The following is a 16,643-nucleotide window of genomic DNA, read 5'->3' as shown; positions in this document are numbered from 1 at the left end:
GCCGTCACCATGGCGCGCCGCGGAACAGGCGGCGACGGCGGCGGCGGACACAAGTTCGTGTGGGGGAGGAAACGGTCCGCCCTGCCCCCGCGAAGGGAAACAAGCCGCCCGCTGAAAGGTTCACACTGCCGATGGACACGACCGACCCCCACCCCGCCGCGAGGCGCCCGAGCCACGACGGCGACGCGATCCGCTGCGACATCTGCGTCATCGGCGCAGGCTCCGCCGGGCTGTCGGTCGCGGCCGGCGCGGTGCAGATGGGCGCCTCGGTCGTCCTCGTCGAGAAGGGCGAGATGGGCGGCGACTGTCTCAACACGGGCTGCGTGCCCTCGAAGGCGCTCATCGCCGCCGCCCACATGGCCCATGCGGCGACCGCGAGCCCGGCCTTCGGCGTCCGGTACCCTGCCCCCGACATCCGCTTCGACGCAGTCCACGACCATGTCCACGGCGTCATCGCGGCCATCGCACCGCACGACAGCGTGGAGCGTTTCGAAGGCCTCGGGGTCATGGTGATCCGCGCCGCGGCACGCTTCCTCGACCCGCGCACGGTGGAGGCGGGCGGCGCGCGGATCCAGGCGCGGCGCTTCGTGGTGGCGACGGGCTCGCGCGCCGCCGTGCCGCCGGTGCCGGGGCTCGCCGAGAGCGGCCACCTCACCAACGAGACGATCTTCGGCCTGCGCGCGCGACCGGAGCACCTCGTCGTCATGGGCGGCGGCCCCATCGGCGTCGAAATGGCGCAGGCCTTCCGCCGGCTGGGATCGCAGGTCACCGTGATCGAACAGCAGTCCATCCTCGGACGGGACGCGCCGGAGGCGGTGGCGGTGGTGCGGGCGGCGCTGCTCGCCGACGGCGTCGCGCTGATGGAGGGCCGCAAGGTCGCCTCCGTCCGGCGCACCGCGGACGGGGTCACGCTCGAACTCGCCGACGGCGGGCCGGCGATCACCGGCAGCCACCTGCTCGTCGCCACGGGGCGGCGGCCGAACGTCGAGGGCCTCGGCCTCGACGCCGCCGGCATCGCCGCCAGCGACAAGGGCATCACGGTGGACGCGCGGCTTCGCACGAGCAACCGCTCCGTCTTCGCCATCGGCGACGTCTGCGGCGGACCGCAGTTCACCCATGCCGCCGGCTACCAGGCGGGCATCGTCATCCGTAACGCCCTGTTCCTGCTGCCGGCCAAGGTGAACTACGCCGCACTGCCACGGGTGACCTACACCGACCCGGAACTCGCGCAGGTCGGCCTGACGGAGGCGGAGGCGCGCAAGGCCGGCCACCACGTGGAGGTCCTCTCCTCGCCCCTCGCCATGAACGACCGGGCGCAGGCGGAGCGCCGCACCGAGGGCTTCGTGCGCGTCGTCCTCGGCAGTCGCGGCCGCATCCTCGGGGCCACCATCGTCGCCCCGCGCGCCGGCGAGATGATCGGCCTCTGGGCGCTGGCGATCGCCTCCGGACTGAAGATCGGCGCCGTGGCCGGCCTCGTTCTGCCCTATCCGACCCTGTCGGAAGCCTCGAAACGGGCGGCGGGGAGCCATTTCACGGAAAAGCTCTTCGGCCCGACGACCCGCGCCGTCGTCGGCTTCCTGCAACGCTTCATCCCCTGAGGAGGCACCATGTCGCCCGGCTCTCTCATGACGGACCGGCGCGTCTGGATCGCCCTCGCGGCGGTCGCGGTGCTGGTCGGGCTGCGCTGGTCGGGGGTGGCGGACTATCTGTCGCTGGAGACCCTGCGCGCCCACCGGGGGACGCTCACCGCCTGGGTGGCGGCCAACGGGGTGCTGGCGGCAGCGGCCTTCGTCGCGGTCTATACGGCGGCGGTCGCCTTCTCCGTCCCCGGCGCGGTGTTCCTGACGCTGAGCGGCGGCTTCCTGTTCGGGGCGGCGCTCGGCACGGCGCTGACGGTGACGGCGGCGACCATCGGCGCGACCCTGGTCTTCCTGCTGGCGCGGACGCTGTTCGGTGCCGACGCCCTCGACCGCCTCGGCCCGCAGGCGGCACGGCTCGCCGCGGGCATCCGCCGCGACGCCGCCTCCTATCTCCTGGTGCTCAGGCTGGTGCCGCTCTTTCCGTTCTTCTTGGTCAACCTCGTGCCGGCCTTCGTCGGTGTGCCGCTCGCCACCTATGTCATCACCACCTTCGTCGGCGTCATTCCCGCCACCGCCGTCTTCTCGCTGGCGGGAGCCGGCCTCGGGTCGGTGCTCGACCGGGGCGGCGCGGTCACGCCGGGCGCGATCCTGACGCCGGAGATCCTCGCCGGGCTCGGCGGCCTCGCCCTTCTGTCGCTGGCGGCGATCCCGCTGCGCCGCTGGCTGGAGCGGCGCGAGAGCGCGGAGAGGCGCTGACATGACGAAGCGAACGATCGGCCTCGGGCTGATGGCGAAGCCGCCGCGGCCCGGCATCGCCAAGACCCGGCTGGCGGCGGCGATCGGCGCCGCGGCGGCGGCCGACCTCGCGGCCGCCTTCCTCATGGACGGGGCGGCCATTGCCGCGGCGGCGGCGGGGCCGGCCGATCTTTGCTGCGAGGTGTTTTACCGGCCGGCGGATGGGGCGGCCGAGATCGCCGCCCTCGTCGGGCAGGACTGGCCCATGGTCTTCTGCGACAGGGGCGAACTCGGCGCCACCATGTGGGACGTGCTCTTCCGGCTCCTGGCGCGCCATCCCGCGGGGGCCATGGTGATGGGCGCCGACCTGCCGCTCGTTCCGCCGGCGGTTCTCGGCGAGGCGGCGGAGGTGCTGCGGCGCGGCGGGGAGCGAGCCGTGGTCGTCATGCCGAGCGCCGACGGCGGCTACGGATTGATCGGCGTCCGCTCGGCGCTGGCGGCGCCGCTCTTCGCGCCCATGGCCTGGAGCACGGCCGGGGTGCTGGCCGAGACGCTCAGGCGGGCCGGGGCTGAGGGGCTCACGGTCCATCTCCTGCCGGAGCAGCACGACGTGGACGAGCCGGAAGACCTCGCCTGGCTGCGCGCGGCGCTGGCGGCGGCGCCCGGTGCCGCGCCGGCGACGCGGGCGGCGCTCGCCCGCCTCGACGGAGGCGCCGGTGGCTGACCATCACATCGTGCTGGTCGGCGGCGGCCACACCCATGTCCAGGTGCTCACCGCCTTCCGCGACCGGCCCGAGCCCGGCGCGCGGCTGACCCTCGTCACCGACCGCAGGCTCACGCCCTATTCCGGCATGCTGCCCGGCCACATCGCCGGCCATTACCGGCGCGAGGCGATGCATATCGACCTGGAAGCGCTCGCCCGGCGCTGCGGCGCCGGCTTCCGTCTCGCCGCCGCCACCGGCATCGACCGCGACGGGCGCGCGGTGCGGCTCGCCGACGGCGGAAGCCTCGCCTTCGACACGCTCTCCCTCGACGTCGGCATCACCCCGGACCTCACGGGCATCGACGGAGCGGACCGCCACGCCCTCGCGGTGAAGCCGATCGGCGGGCTGCTGGACCAGCTCGACGCGCGCCTCGCCGGCGAAGGGAAGCCCAACCGCATCCTGATGGTCGGCGGCGGCCCGGCCGGCATCGAGATCGCCCTTGCGCTGCGCACCCGCCTCGCGGCGCGGGAGCCACGGCCCTGGATCGGCATCGCCGCGGGTGAGGCGCTGGCGCCCGGCCTCAATGCCGGCATGCGGCGGCGCATCCGGGCGGCGCTCGCGCGCCGTGGGGTGACCGTGCTCGAACCCTGCCGGATCGCGTCGGTGGACGCCGACGGCGCGACCGCCTCCGACGGCCGGCGGATCGCCGCCGAGCTCGTCATCGTCTCGACAGCGGCGCGGGCGCCCAACTGGCTGGCCTCCACCGGGCTGCGGCGGGCGGAGGACGGCTCGGTGCTGACGGCGGACACGCTCGCCACCCTCTCGGACCCGGCGATCTTCGCGGTTGGGGATTGTGCGGCGATCGACGGACAGCGGCGCGAGAAGGCCGGCGTCTTCGCGGTGCGACAGGGACCGCCGCTGGTCGAAAACCTCAGGCGGCGGGTGCGCGGCGCGGCGCTGCGCCCCTACCGCGCCCAGACGCGCTATCTCGCCATCCTGTCGACGGGCGACGGCGGTGCGGTGGCCGGCCGCGGCCGCTGGCTCGCGCTCGAAGGGCGCTGGGTCTGGCTGTGGAAGGACTGGCTCGACCGCAGCTTCATGGGCCGCTTCGACGCCTCGGACTGAGGGCTCAGCCGCGCCAGATCTGCCGCCGCGCCCTGACCCGCTCCAGCATGCGGTCCGCCTCGGCCTCGTCGCCGGGCGCGCCGACCGCGAAGCCCTGCGGCTGCGGCGGCCGGGAGACCCAGCCATAGGCTTCCACGACGGGAGCGCTGGCGTGATAGAGCGCCGAGACGGCGAGGACGAGCGCCTGGACGGGCGCGGGCGTGGCGCGCTCGGCCTCGGCGAGCAGATGCGCGCGCCGCCCGGGATCCGCCGCGGCGAAGGCCTCGCGTCCGCCGGCGGTGGCGGCGATCGCGTCCAGCACGCCGCCGTGGCGCGCCATCACGGAGGCGACGTCGAGGCCGGCGCGGCTCGCCGGCGGGATCGCCCCGAGGCCGGGGAAGAGCGTGTCGAGAACGGCGTCTTCGAAGGTCGCGGTCATGCGACGAGCCTCGCGAAATCGTCGGCGACCTTGGTCGCCAGCGCACCGATGGTGGAGCCGGGATTGACCGCCGCCGAGGTGGTGAAGAGGCTGCCGTCTGCGACGAGAAGCCCGCTGACGCCGTGGACGCGGCCGCTGCCGTCGGTGACGGAGGTGGCGGGGTCGGTGCCCATGCGCGCGGTGCCGAGAAGGTGCCAGCCGGTGAAGGGGGCGAGCGGCACGCGCACCGTCTCGACGGCGCCGGCCGCGCGCAGCATCTCCTCGGCGCGGTCGAGGCCGAAGTCGAGCGCGCGGCGCGAATGGTCGGAGAGGCGATAGACGACCTTCACGCCGGGGAGGCCGTCGGGCGCCGTCTCGCCGGTGAGGCCGACGTGGTTCTCCGGCTCGGGCAGGTCCTCGTTGACGACGAGGATGGCCATGGAATGCCGGAACTCGCGCAGCAACGCCGCATGGGCCTCCTCACCCCAGGGCCGGGGCAGGCGGGCCGCCTGCACGGCGAGCGGATTTTCGCGCGTCGCCTGCAGATGGACGCCACGCACGAAGCCGCGGGAGCGGTCGGTCTCGTAGAACTCGTGGCTGTAGATGGCGCAGCCGGTGGGCCCGACGGGACCGTCGAGATCCTCGGCGAAGAAGCCGCGGACGTACCCGGCGCCGTGATACATGAGGTTGCGGCCGAGCGCCGGCGAGGTGACGCCGGAGGCGAGCAGCAGGCGCGCCGTGCCGACGCCGTTGCCGGCGACCACCACCGTCGCCGCCGGCTGGAAGAGATCGCCCTCCGCCGTGCGGTAGGTAACGCCGGTGACGCGCCCCGCCTCGATCTCCACCTGCAGCACCACCGCGCCCGTGCGCATCTCGACGCCGCGGGCGATGGCCTCGGGCCAGTGGGTCATGTCGGTGGAGGCCTTGGCGCCGGTGACGCAGCCCTGCTGGCAGGGGCCGCAATGGTTGCAGCCGGGACGGCCGGCGTGCTCGCGGCTGTTGATGGCGGAATCCACCGGCCACCAGTGCCAGCCGAGGCGGTCGAAGCCGCGCGCCGCCGTCATGCCGAGCCGCCCGAGGGCGATGGGCGGCATGGGGCGCGCCGGCTTCGGCGGATAGGCGGGATCGCCGGGCAGCCCCGCGATGCCGAAGCGCGCGTCGTTGAGGTCGTAGAAGGGCTCGAGGTCGGCATAGGTGAAGGGCCAGTCGTCACCGACGCCGTCGAGGCTGCGGGTGCGGAAGTCGGAGGGGTGGAAGCGGGGGAAATGCGCCGCCCAGTTGATGGTGGAGCCGCCGACGCCGCTCCACATCAGCGGCTTGAAGTCGGACTGGCTGTCGTCGACGGCGTAGTCGGCGGAGGGGGCGATGCCGCCCGCGGCGAGACGCACGTTGGGCGAGGTGGCGTAGGGGCCGAGGACGTCGCGCTGGAAATCGGCGCGGAAGGCCGGAAGCGCCGCGCGGTCCACCCAGCCGCCGCGCTCCAGCACGACGACGGAGAGGGCCGGGGCTTCCTCGACCAGGTGGCGGGTGAAGGCCGCGGCACCGAGGCCGGCTCCGACCACGACGACGTCGACAGGCGCGAGACGCTTGACGGACAACAGGCTTCCTCCCCGGATTTTTTCGCCATCCTTCGGGCTCGCGGGCGGCAAGGCAAGAGGGCTGACGCCGCGGCAGGCGCGGGCGGGGCGATCCGGCCCCCGGCGTCCGGGCCGGACCGCGTCGGGAGCGGCCGGAAACATCGCGATACGGGCGGGAGGCGCCGCCAAGACGGCCTTCCCGCGCGAAACGCATTGCGCCCATGCGGAGGGCGCGGTGGTCCTGCCGGCGCGGAGCGACGATGCAGAGGTATTCCACCCTACCGACGAGAGCGACCGACATGACACGCGCGATGAGCTGGAGCGAATGGGCCCGTCACGACGCCACCGCGCTGGCCGAACGGGTGCGGGCCGGCGAGATCACCGCGGCCGAGCTCGCCGCGCAGACGCGCGACGCGGTCGTCGCCCTCAACCCGACCCTCGACGCCGTGGTGGAAATCTTCGACGACGTGGTCGCCGACCCGACGCGGGACGGCATGGACCCGACCGGCGTCTTCGCCGGCGTGCCCTACCTGATGAAGGATCTCGGCCCGACCCTGAAGGGCCGGCTGCAGGAGATGGGCTCGCTCCTGATGCAGGGGAACAGGGCGGCCGCCGACAGCCACCTCACGGACAAGATCCGCAAGGCAGGCCTCAACATCATCGGCCGCTCGACGACGCCGGAATTCGGCGTCTGCAGCTCGGCCGAGAACACGATCTGCGTCACCCGCAACCCGTGGAACACGGACTACACGACCTGCGGCTCCTCCGCCGGCTCGGCGGCGATGGTGGCGGCGGGGGCGACGCCGATCTCGCACGGCACGGACGGCGGCGGCTCCATCCGCATTCCCGCCGGGGTCAACGGCCTCGTCGGCCTGAAGCCCTCGCGCGGCGTCTTCTCCATCGCGCCGGGCGGCTCGGACCTTTCGAGCGTCGTCTCCTCCCAGGGCTGCCTGACGCGGAGCGTGCGCGACACCGCCGCCTTCGTCGACGCCTGCCGCGGCGGCGCGCCAGGCGAGTTCATGCCCTACTGGACGGCCGACGAGCCCTATGTGGATCTCGTCCGCCGCGATCCCGGAAAGCTGCGCATCGCCATGTCGCACCAGTGGGGCCCGTACAGCGCCAGCCCGGAGATCGTCGCCGAGCTGGAGCGGGCGGGGCGTTTCCTCGAAGACCTCGGCCACCATGTCGAGTGGGCGCTGCCCGCCATCGACTTCGCCGCCGCCTACCAGGCGCAGACGACCTGCTACATCACCAATTTCGCCCAGACCATCGCCCTGCTCCTGGAGCCGCGCGGCCTGACGAAGCCGCCGGAGGACAAGGTCGAGCCGATGAACGTCAGGCTCTGGGCGGCGGGGATCGACGCGACCTACTCCGAGCGCACCCGCATGCAGCTCGCCTTCAACACGGCGTCGCGCGGCTTCGGCGCCTTCTTCGAGACCTTCGACCTGATTCTCACCCCCACCATGGCGAAGCCGACGCCGCCGATCGGAACGCGCGAATATCTGACGGTGAGCGACAACCCCTCCGTCCACGACTGGTTCGCCAACCTCTGGGCGATCTTCGCCTATACGCCGCTGTCCAATCTCTGCGGCATTCCAGGCCTGTCCATGCCCTTCGGCCGGCTGCCGGGCGGGCTGCCCATGGGCATCCAGCTGCAGACGCGGCAGGGCGGCGACGGGCTGCTGCTGCAGGTGGCGGCGCAGGTGGAGCGGGCGCTCGGCGGACAGTGGAACGGCGGCGCCATGCCGACCCACCACGTCACCGGACTGTAGGCGGAACGAAGGGGAGCCGCCACGCGTTGCGCAGTCAGTGCAACACGAGGAGGCCCTTATGGCTGACGGCAAGACGATGAACCCCGGCGCGAGCGTGACCGATTTCGCCAGCGCTGCCCAGACACAGCTCAAGGCGGCGGGGGTGGATACCGAGGTGATGGCGAACCGCGCCGGCGACCTGCAGAGGATGCTGCGCGACGAGATCACCTCGCGCCCCTTCCAGGCTCTCGCCATCGCCGCCTTCGTCGGTTTTCTCTACGGCATGCGTCGCTGACCGACGTCAGGTCATTCGCTAAAAACAGGGCGGCCCTCCGGGGCCGCCCTTTTTCGTGCCCGAGTTGATGTGACGACGCAAGAAAGCCGCCGGGCGGGCCCGGCGGCTTGTCCATGCGTGGATCGATCGATCAGCTCTGGCGCTTCACATGCGGCGCGGCGACGGGCTGGCTCGGCTGGGCGAGCCAATAGCCGAGGGCGACCGCCGCACCGACGATCACCAGCGGCGCCAGCACCGAGGGGTGGCGGCCGACGTGCCGCAGCGCCTGCTGACCGGCGACCGCGGCGGCATGGGGGTTGATGCCCATGCGGTCGAGGCTGCGGGCGGCGTTGCGGATGTGGTCAGGCGCCGCTTCGATGGCCGACTGAACGTGACTTCCCTCGCGGCCGATCCGGCGGGCGAGAGAGGACAGCTGTTCCATGGCCTCGTCGGCGAAGCGCTGGGTGGGGGTACGGGTGTCGAAGAACGAGAACATGCGGAAAGCCTCCTTTGGTCATGGCATCAACCGGCGGACCCCCGTGGGGTTCCCCCCCTTGCTCACCGGTGTGGCTCACCGCGCCCTCGTCTAGGAACGTCCGGCCATGCTTCACGTTGGGACCCCGACGGCATCCCGCCGCGTGACGGTCCGGCGGCATCGCCTTGGACCGCCGATCCCGACATTCGAGGAGGCACGACACATGGCCAAGGAAAAGACTCTGGACGACCTGTTCCTGGACACCCTGAAGGACATCTACTACGCGGAGCGCAAGATCCTGAAGACGCTGCCGAAAATGCAGCGTGCAGCGCAGTCCGACAAGCTGAAGGAGGCCTTCGGCAAGCATCGCGACGAGACCGAGGGTCAGATCGAGCGCCTCCAGCAGGTCTTCGAACTCCTCGGCAAGCCGGCGCGCGGCAAGACCTGCGACGCCATCGAGGGCATCGTCGCCGAGGGCGAGGAGATCATGGACGAGTTCAAGGGCACTGCCGCCCTCGACGCCGGCCTGATCTCGTCGGCCCAGGCGGTGGAGCATTACGAGATGACCCGCTACGGCACGCTGAAGCGTTGGGCCGAGGAACTCGGCATGAAGGAAGCCGCCGACCTCTTCGCCAAGACGCTCGCCGAGGAGGAGAAGACCGACGCGGACCTGACGAAGCTCGCCGATGCCGGCGTCAACGAGCGCGCCAAGGCCAAGAAGGCCGCCTGACGGAGCCCGGGCCGCTTCGGCGGCCCGGCCTTCCCCAACGGAGATTAGCGGGCGAGGTGCTCGTTCATGATGGCGAGGCGGGCATCGAGGCCGGTGGGCAGCCAGGTCAGTTCGAGGCTGGTCTGGAACTGCGCCGCGAGCACCTTCTGGATGAGGTCGGTGCCGAAGCCGGCATGGCCGGGCCCGCTCGTCAGCAGCCGTCCTGACGCCTCATGCCACGACAGGACGTAGCCGTCGAGGCCGCGCATCAGCGTCACCGTGAGGCGTCCGTCGGGATGGGAGAGGGCCCCGTATTTCACGGCGTTGGTGGCGAGTTCATGGACCACGAGAGCGATGGTCGTCGCGGCGCGGGGTCCGATCTGCACGCTGTCGCCCTCGCAGGCCACCGCGTCGCCGGCCCCGTTGCGGTAGGCGGCGAGGAGGGAGCGGAGGAAAGCGAGGAGATCTACCTTTTCCGTGCGAGGGATGCCGCCGGGGGCGACATATTGCGTCGCCTGGGCGAGAGCCGTCACCCGGTCGGCGACGTCACGGGCGAAGCCGAGATGCTGCGGCTGGCTGCGGGCCGAGAGCATGATGAGGCCCTGGACCACGGCGAAGACGTTCTTGATGCGATGGGCGAGTTCGCGGGCCAGCAGCTCCTTCTCCTCCTCCGCGACCCGGCGCGCCGTGACGTCGATATGGGCCCCGACGAGGCGAAGGGGCGAGCCGTCCGGCCCCCGTTCGATCTCCGCCTTGGCGAGAATCCAGCGGGTAACGCCGTCGCTCGGGCGGATGATGCGGTACTCGGCGGTATAGTCGGTATCGGTGCCTTCCACCGTCCGACGGAAATGGTCCACCACCCTCTGACGATCCTCGGGGTGGATACGGGCCACCCAGGCCTCGTGGGTCTCGTGCGTGTGGGTCGGGGGCAGTCCGTGCAGCCTGAGGTATTCGGGCGAGCGCCGATTGCGGAACATGCCGCCCGTCAGGTCGACCTCGAGCCCGCCGACCTGGCCGATCCGCTGGACCCGCGCCAACTCGGCCTCGCGGCGCCGGAGTCGTTCGGCGATGTCTTCCTCGTCGGCGGCCGGCGAGATGGTTCCCAGCATGAAGTTCCTTGGCGCACACGCGGGTGGACCTCGGGTAACGCCTCGCCCGCGGGGCGGTTCCATTGCCCCGTCAGAAAAAAGCGGAAGCCGGGCGCGGGCGGGCAGACGGGAACCTTCTGGCCGTCCGGTGCGTCCCCCTTACCGTTCAACGCAGGAGGACTTGCCGATGTCAGAATCCCACGCCACCCCCCAGGACGTCTACGACCTGATCGAAACGGTCCGGATCGGGATGCTCGTCACCGCGCGCGAGGAGGGTTCCGGCATGCGCGCCCGTCCGATGGCGGCCCACGTCAAGGCCGAGGAGGGCGCGATCTATTTCCTCACCGACGTCGAGGGGAGGAAGGATGACGAGGTGGAGAAGGAGCACCACGTCTGCCTCGCCTTCTCCGATCCGAAGAGCGAGCGCTACGCGTCGGTCTCGGGGCTCGCGGCGATCTCCAACGACCGCGCCAAGATCCGCGAACTGTTTTCCATGGCCGCAAAGGCCTGGTGGGACAGCCCGGAGGATCCTTCCATTCGGCTGGTTCGGGTGACGCCCCGGGAGGCGGAAATCTGGAAGGGTCCCGGCCGGGTCGTATCGATGATCAAGATGGCCGCCGCCGCGGCGACCGGCGGGCGCCCCGACCTCGGCGAGAATGCCAAGGTGAAGATGGGCTGAGCCCATGAAGAAGGGGCCGCGACGGTGTCGCGGCCCCTTTCCGCCTGCCAGGCGATTACGGGAGGACGGGCATCGGAATGGGCGGCCCGCGCCCGTCGCCCTCCCGGTCTCCGGGAAGGATCGCGTCCGGCTCCTCCGAGGGACGCGGCTCGGGCAGGATGACGTCGTGGTCGATCTGGACATGCCGGTTGGGGAGACGGACGGGACCGCCGTCCACCGCCGGGGTCTTGGGACCCGGCCTGTCGTCGGGATGGGTATCGGGCAGATCGGTGGGCATGGTCGCGCCTCCATGGGTTGTCGTGGACCGGCGGGCCGCCACCTCGACCGGCGGGCGACGCCCGGTCTCTGCCGGGCCGCCTCGCGACCCTGGCCTGTTGGAGAAACGAACGGGCGGCGCAAGCGTTCCCCGCCGCGGGGCGAGACGCGCAAGCGCCGGGCCGCACGCTCTTTAGATTCGGTCTAAAACATTATAATTGCAGGAGAAACCGCGCCGTCCTATGGAACGGTGTGCGGTCCGCGTGGCCGCACGTCAGCCTGACAGGATCCCCCATGTGGCGCGTTGGCCTCTCTCCCCGCTCGGCTCTGTTCCTTCTCGTGGCCGCCGCCGTGTCGCCGGCCTCGCTCGCGCCCGCCCAACAGCCGGCCCCTCTGACGCGCCCGGCCACGCCCCTGCCCCCCGGCACGAGCGTGGCGCCGGCCCCGGCGCCGCTCTTTCCCAACGGGGCCAGCAGCGTCGTCGAAACCTTCGGCGACTGGACGGTCGACTGCCGGGCGGCGGAGGGGCGCAAGCTCTGCCTGCTGGCGCAGTCGCAGGGTGACACCCGATCGGGCCAGCGCGTCTTCGCCATCGAACTGAGGGCCCCCCGCGAGGGTCGCAGCGACGGCACCATCCTCATGCCCTTCGGGCTGAAGCTGGAGAACGGCGCCATCCTGAAGCTCGACGACAAGGATCTCGGCCAGGGCGTGCGCTTCTCCACCTGCGTGCCCGCGGGCTGCCTGCTGCCCGTCTCCTTCCCGAAGGTCGCCACCGACGCCATGACCTCGGCGACCAAGCTGACCGTCGCCGCGCTCAGCCTGTCGTCCGGCGAGGCGGTGACGTTCAACGTCACCCTGAACGGATTTTCCGCCGCCCTGGCGCGGGCCGCCCAGCTCGGCGACTGAACGGGCGGGGGGCGAGGGGGGTCAAGGCGATGCTCGACGTCAGACAGCTCTTCATGCGGCACGCGCGGGAGATCCACCGCTACCTCCGACGGCGGGGGCACAGCCATGACGCCGCCGCGGACCTGACCCAGGACACCTTCGTGCGGGTGATGGCCATCGATGCGGGCGAGGACTACGCCAACCCCCGCGCCTATCTCCACATGATCGCGCGCAACCTCTCGGTCGACCTGCTGCGGCGGGAGAGGACCGTCCCCTTCATCACCGGCTGCGACGAGCACATGCAGGCCGTCGCCGATCCGGCACCGACGCCCGAGACGGTCGTCTATGACCGCCAGCGCCTCGCCATCGTCGAGGCGGCGATCGCCGAACTGCCGGAGAAGACGCGCCGCGCCTTCGAGCTGCACCGCCTGGCGGAGATGACCATCGCGGAGGTCGGCCGCGAGGTCGGGCTGTCCACGACACGCACCTGGGTGCTCATCCGCGACGCCTACCGGCACCTGCGCCGCCGCCTGAACGAGAGCCAGGTCTGACGGCGGCCGGTGAAAATGCCGGCCTCCCGTTCGTCCCAGTCCATGACCCCCGATACGCCTCGCACATGGGCCAGAAGCCGATGACGGCAGATCCACCGCCTGACGACGGCCTGTTCGAGGAGGCGCTCGACATCGTCATCCGTCTGCAGAACGCCCCGGCCAATCCGGTGACGCTGGAGCTGATCCGCCACTGGCGGGCCCGTAGCCCCCAGCACGACGCGGCGTGGCGGGAGGCGGCGGAGCTGCACGGCATGGCCGGCCAGGTGCTGAGCGACCAGAACGTCGGCGGCGCGATGCCGTCGCGGCGGGTGGTTCTCGGTGGCATGGCAGGCCTGGCGATCGCCGTCGGAGCCGCGGTGCACGGGCCGGAGGCCTGGCTGCGCCTCACGGCCGACCGCGTCACCGCCACGGCCGAAGTCGCCCGGTTCCAGCTCGCCGACGGGACCGGCGTCATCCTCGGCCCGGCCAGCGCCATTCGGCTCGCGGCGGGCGGCCGGGTCGATCTCCTGGAGGGAGCCGCCTGTATCCATATGGCGCCCGGCGGCGGGCGCTCCTTCGAGGCCACGGTCGGCGGCCTCGCGGTGAGGGCGAGCGACGCCGCCTTCAGCCTCTCGCGGGAGTCCGGCATCCTGTCGCTCGGCGCCGAACGGGGGAGCCTGTCCGTCACCACGCCGCCCGGTGCCGGCGTGCGGGTGGGGCCCGGCGAGTGGCTGCGCCTCGACGAGGCGACGGGCCGGCTGGAGCGGGGCCGGCTCCTGCCCGGCCAGTTCGCCGCCTGGCGCCAGGGCCAGCTCGTCGCCGAGGACGAGACGGTGGCCGCGGTGGTGGCGCAGATCCGCCGGTGGCATTCCGGCCGCATCATCGTGGCGGCGCCGGGGCTCGGCGCGCGGCGCATCAGCGGCGTCTTCGACCTCAACAGCCCGCTCCTCGCCCTCGAGGCCGTGCTCCATCCCTTCGAGGCCCGCATCCGGCACCTGCCGCCCTGGCTGACCGTGGTCTCGACCATCTGATTTTTTTTCGCGGCGGGGGGAAAATTCCGTGGTGCCGCCCGTCTCACCCCTCGGGGATCGCTAGCCGCAGCCAATCGATCGCCACATCCCACAATCTGTCTGGAGTGGTCGGCCATGAGGCTGCGCAACGCATTGGTTCTCGGAGGAAGACGAAGCAGGGGAGCGCTCGCGCTCGTGATGATGACGACGACGGCGATCGGCCTCGTCGCGCCGGGCGCGGTCCGCCCCGTCGCGGCACAGCAGGCGCGGCAGATCGCCTTCGAGATCCCGGCCGGGTCGCTGTCCTCGGCCCTGGCGAGCTTCGGCCGCCAGTCCGGGCTGCAGGTGACCTATGTGCCCGCCGTCGTGGCGGGCAAGCGCTCGGCCGGCGTCTCGGGGTCGATGACGGCGAGCGCCGCCCTCTCCCGCCTGCTGCAGGGCAGCGGGCTCGCCCATCGCTTCGCGGGGGCGAACACCGTCACCGTCCAGGCGGCCGGCTCCGCCGCCGCCACCGCCGGCGCGGCGCCCGAGGGCGCCATCGCCCTCGACACGATCGACGTGTCCGGGGCCCGCGCGGCCGCCGTCGACGAGCCCTACCGCACACCCGGATCCAGCGCCTATATCAGCGGCGAGACGATCCAGCGCTTCCGCGGCACGTCGACCGGCGACATCTTCGATTCGACCCCGGGCGTGATCGCCGGCAGCAACCGCAACGGCGCGGCCATGGACGTCAACATCCGCGGCATGCAGGGGATGAACCGCGTCGCCACCGCCATCGACGGCGCCGAGCAGTCGACCTCGACCTATCGCGGCTATTACGGCGTCGACAACCGCGTCTATGTCGACCCGGACCTGCTGTCCGGCGTGGCGATCAACAAGGGACCGGGGGGCGGCACCGCCGGCCCGACCGCCATCGGCGGCTCGGTCTACATGGAGACGCTGAACGCCAGCGACATCCTGCGGCCGGGACGCAGCTACGGCGTGCAGTTGAAGGGCAGCCTCGGCACCAACGCCCTCGACCCGCTCGCCGGCCTGCTCTCCTCCACCAGCCGGGTGCTGCCGGGCCAGACGGTGGGCCGCACCGAGGGCGGCGGCATCGGCGGCACGCGCTCCGCCAGCCTCGCCGCGGCCTACCAGGTCGAGAATTTCGAGCTGGTCGGCGCCATCGCACGGCGCCAGTCCGGCAACTATTTCGCCGGCTCACACGGCCCCAGGACCTACAACACCACCTCGGGGGCGGTGGCGCTGTCTCCCGCGGGGCCCGGGCAGGAGGTGCTGAACACGTCCGAGAACGCCCTCACCCTGCTGCTCAAGGGCACGGCAAGGTTCGGTGACGGCCACCAGCTCCGCGTCAGCTACATCCGCCACACCAACGAGTTCGGCGAGATCATGCCCAACACGATCCGCAGCGGCTATCGCCAGTTGCCGCTGAGCGAGATCGAGACCAACACGCTCAGCGCCCGCTACAACTGGAAGCCCAGCGGCAACGATCTGATCGACCTGTCGCTGAACTCCTCCTACGTCTCGATCAACGAGAACTCGCTGCAGTCCGACAGCATCCAGGTGATCCAGCGGCCGACGCGCTCGGTCAATGTCGGCCTGAGCGGATCCAACACGTCCCGCTTCGCCACGCCCCTGGGCGGCCTCGCGCTGACCTATGGCGGCACCTACTCGCGCGAGGCGGTGGCGCCGCGGTCCCCCAGCACGAACGGCAGCTACATCGCCATGTCCGGCACCCGCGACCAGTGGAGCGTCTTCGGCAAGGGCGAGCTCTCGCCGCTCTCCTGGGTGAAGGTCCATGCGGGCGTCCAGTACATGCGGTTCGCCGTGGACGACACCAGCAACTATGCCGGCACGACGCTCCGTCCCGCCTCGACCGGCTATCGCGGCGATGCGGTGAGCCCGAACGCCGGCATCACGGTGACGCCGATGGAAGGGCTGCAGCTCTTCGCCCGCTACGCCAACGGCTATCGCCCGCCGAGCATCCGGGAATCGACCTGGAACTCCTCCGGCTTCCTGTTCAATCCGAACCTGCGGCCGGAGCGCGCCTCCACCTGGGAAATCGGCGCGAACGTCCTGCGCAGCGACGTCCTGCAGCAGGGTGACAAGCTGCGGGTGAAGCTCGCCTATTTCGACAATTTCTACCGCGACTATCTCGGCCGGGCCTATGGCCGGGTCGGCACCACCTGGAACTACGCCTATCAGGTGGTCAACATCGACAAGGTGGTGATGAAGGGCATCGAGCTCTCCGGCGGCTACGACGCCCGGCGCTATTTCGTCGACCTCGCGCTGAACTACTACACCAACTACGCCTATTGCCGGGTCGGCGTGCCCTGCACCGACGCGCCCTACCAGACCGACTACATGATCAACCAGGCGCCGCCGCGCTTCACGATCACGACCACGGTCGGCGCCCGCTTCTACGACGAGGCGCTGACCGTCGGTGCGCGGCACCGCTACGTCAGCAGCAGCGTCGCGGGCGTCGGCGGCCTCGACCCGAACGACTTCAGCGCGGGCACGCAGATCCCCTGGCCGGCCTTCCACGTGGTGGACCTCTTCGCCGAGTGGAAGATCGACCAGCACATGACGCTGACGGTCAACATCAACAACCTGTTCGACCGCTACTATCTCGACCCGCTGTCCAACGCGAACCTGCCGGCCCCCGGCCGCAACGCCCGCGCCACCCTGACGGCGAAGTTCTGAGCCCGACAGTGGGATGGGGAGCGCCGGCATCCGGCCCCCCGTCCCATCCACTTCGCCTCGTGTGGCGGCCCGGCGAGGTCGGGGCCACCACGCCCGCAAGCCGCGAGGCGACCTCCTAGCCAGCCAGCCCCCCGGGGCAAGCCAGCCATCCTTTTTTCCCCAAGCG

Annotated in this window: 17 protein-coding genes; 12 read left to right on the top strand and 5 right to left on the bottom strand. The window is 71.6% G+C overall.

The annotated features are described in order from the left end of the window. Positions 1-131 precede the first annotated feature (131 nt). From C6569_RS20540 to C6569_RS20525, 4 genes are read left to right on the top strand one after another with little or no spacing between them, the layout of a single operon-like run. Positions 132-1,598: a dihydrolipoyl dehydrogenase family protein gene (locus C6569_RS20540; protein ID WP_106750609.1), complete on the top strand. Its 1,467-nt coding sequence runs from the start codon at positions 132-134 to the stop codon at positions 1,596-1,598. Between the two features lie 9 nt (positions 1,599-1,607). Then, a complete protein-coding gene (locus tag C6569_RS20535) occupies positions 1,608-2,336 on the top strand; it encodes a TVP38/TMEM64 family protein (protein ID WP_106750608.1) in 729 nt (242 codons plus the stop codon). A 1-nt stretch (position 2,337) separates the two neighbouring features. Next, positions 2,338-3,039 carry a TIGR04282 family arsenosugar biosynthesis glycosyltransferase gene (locus C6569_RS20530; protein WP_106750607.1) on the top strand — a complete coding sequence of 234 codons (702 nt, stop codon included), beginning with the start codon at positions 2,338-2,340 and terminating at the stop codon, positions 3,037-3,039. Continuing rightward, positions 3,032-4,144, top strand: a complete 1,113-nt coding sequence (locus C6569_RS20525; protein WP_181313842.1) for an FAD-dependent oxidoreductase — start codon at positions 3,032-3,034, stop codon at positions 4,142-4,144. Before C6569_RS20530 ends, C6569_RS20525 begins: the two co-directional genes overlap by 8 nt. Positions 4,145-4,148: 4 nt before the next feature. Here C6569_RS20525 and C6569_RS20520 read toward each other — a convergent pair whose 3' ends face one another. Together C6569_RS20520 and C6569_RS20515 are read right to left on the bottom strand one after the other, a co-directional pair. Further along, positions 4,149-4,562, bottom strand: coding sequence for a hypothetical protein (locus C6569_RS20520; RefSeq protein ID WP_106750605.1), 414 nt, complete (start codon positions 4,560-4,562; stop codon positions 4,149-4,151). Continuing rightward, a complete protein-coding gene (locus tag C6569_RS20515; RefSeq protein ID WP_215905768.1) occupies positions 4,559-6,139 on the bottom strand; it encodes a GMC family oxidoreductase in 1,581 nt (526 codons plus the stop codon). Before C6569_RS20515 ends, C6569_RS20520 begins: the two co-directional genes overlap by 4 nt. A 278-nt stretch (positions 6,140-6,417) precedes the next feature. Here C6569_RS20515 and C6569_RS20510 point away from each other — a divergent pair, with 278 nt between their 5' ends. Then, positions 6,418-7,890 carry an amidase gene (locus tag C6569_RS20510; protein ID WP_106750603.1) on the top strand — a complete coding sequence of 491 codons (1,473 nt, stop codon included), beginning with the start codon at positions 6,418-6,420 and terminating at the stop codon, positions 7,888-7,890. A gap of 58 nt (positions 7,891-7,948) precedes the next feature. Further along, positions 7,949-8,164: a hypothetical protein gene (locus C6569_RS20505; RefSeq protein WP_106750602.1), complete on the top strand. Its 216-nt coding sequence runs from the start codon at positions 7,949-7,951 to the stop codon at positions 8,162-8,164. A 130-nt stretch (positions 8,165-8,294) separates the two neighbouring features. Here C6569_RS20505 and C6569_RS20500 read toward each other — a convergent pair whose 3' ends face one another. Then, complete coding sequence (locus C6569_RS20500) at positions 8,295-8,639, bottom strand: hypothetical protein (protein ID WP_106750601.1); 345 nt, start codon at positions 8,637-8,639, stop codon at positions 8,295-8,297. 202 nt (positions 8,640-8,841) lie between these two features. Between C6569_RS20500 and C6569_RS20495 the strand changes: the two genes are divergently transcribed. Beyond that, on the top strand, positions 8,842-9,348 hold the full coding sequence (locus C6569_RS20495) for a YciE/YciF ferroxidase family protein (RefSeq protein WP_106750600.1): 507 nt from the start codon (positions 8,842-8,844) through the stop codon (positions 9,346-9,348). Positions 9,349-9,392: 44 nt separating this feature from the next. Here C6569_RS20495 and C6569_RS22450 read toward each other — a convergent pair whose 3' ends face one another. Then, a complete protein-coding gene (locus C6569_RS22450; RefSeq protein WP_106750599.1) occupies positions 9,393-10,436 on the bottom strand; it encodes a sensor histidine kinase in 1,044 nt (347 codons plus the stop codon). 166 nt (positions 10,437-10,602) lie between these two features. Between C6569_RS22450 and C6569_RS20485 the strand changes: the two genes are divergently transcribed. Continuing rightward, positions 10,603-11,094 carry a pyridoxamine 5'-phosphate oxidase family protein gene (locus C6569_RS20485; RefSeq protein ID WP_106750598.1) on the top strand — a complete coding sequence of 164 codons (492 nt, stop codon included), beginning with the start codon at positions 10,603-10,605 and terminating at the stop codon, positions 11,092-11,094. 55 nt (positions 11,095-11,149) lie between these two features. Here C6569_RS20485 and C6569_RS20480 read toward each other — a convergent pair whose 3' ends face one another. Continuing rightward, complete coding sequence (locus C6569_RS20480) at positions 11,150-11,371, bottom strand: hypothetical protein (RefSeq protein WP_106750597.1); 222 nt, start codon at positions 11,369-11,371, stop codon at positions 11,150-11,152. A gap of 272 nt (positions 11,372-11,643) precedes the next feature. Between C6569_RS20480 and C6569_RS20475 the strand changes: the two genes are divergently transcribed. From C6569_RS20475 to C6569_RS20460, 4 genes are all read left to right on the top strand, one after another. Further along, complete coding sequence (locus tag C6569_RS20475; protein ID WP_106750596.1) at positions 11,644-12,255, top strand: invasion associated locus B family protein; 612 nt, start codon at positions 11,644-11,646, stop codon at positions 12,253-12,255. 29 nt (positions 12,256-12,284) lie between these two features. After that, positions 12,285-12,785 carry an RNA polymerase sigma factor gene (locus C6569_RS20470; RefSeq protein WP_106750595.1) on the top strand — a complete coding sequence of 167 codons (501 nt, stop codon included), beginning with the start codon at positions 12,285-12,287 and terminating at the stop codon, positions 12,783-12,785. A gap of 80 nt (positions 12,786-12,865) precedes the next feature. Further along, on the top strand, positions 12,866-13,795 hold the full coding sequence (locus C6569_RS20465; RefSeq protein WP_106751170.1) for a FecR family protein: 930 nt from the start codon (positions 12,866-12,868) through the stop codon (positions 13,793-13,795). Positions 13,796-13,972: 177 nt separating this feature from the next. Next, positions 13,973-16,477, top strand: coding sequence for a TonB-dependent receptor (locus tag C6569_RS20460; protein WP_146144860.1), 2,505 nt, complete (start codon positions 13,973-13,975; stop codon positions 16,475-16,477). Positions 16,478-16,643 lie beyond the last annotated feature (166 nt).

It is taken from the genome of Phreatobacter cathodiphilus, from assembly GCF_003008515.1.
GTDB classification, from domain to species: domain Bacteria; phylum Pseudomonadota; class Alphaproteobacteria; order Rhizobiales; family Phreatobacteraceae; genus Phreatobacter; species Phreatobacter cathodiphilus.
Note: the sequence above shows the minus strand (reverse complement) of the source record. Positions and strands in the feature narration are given on the sequence as shown.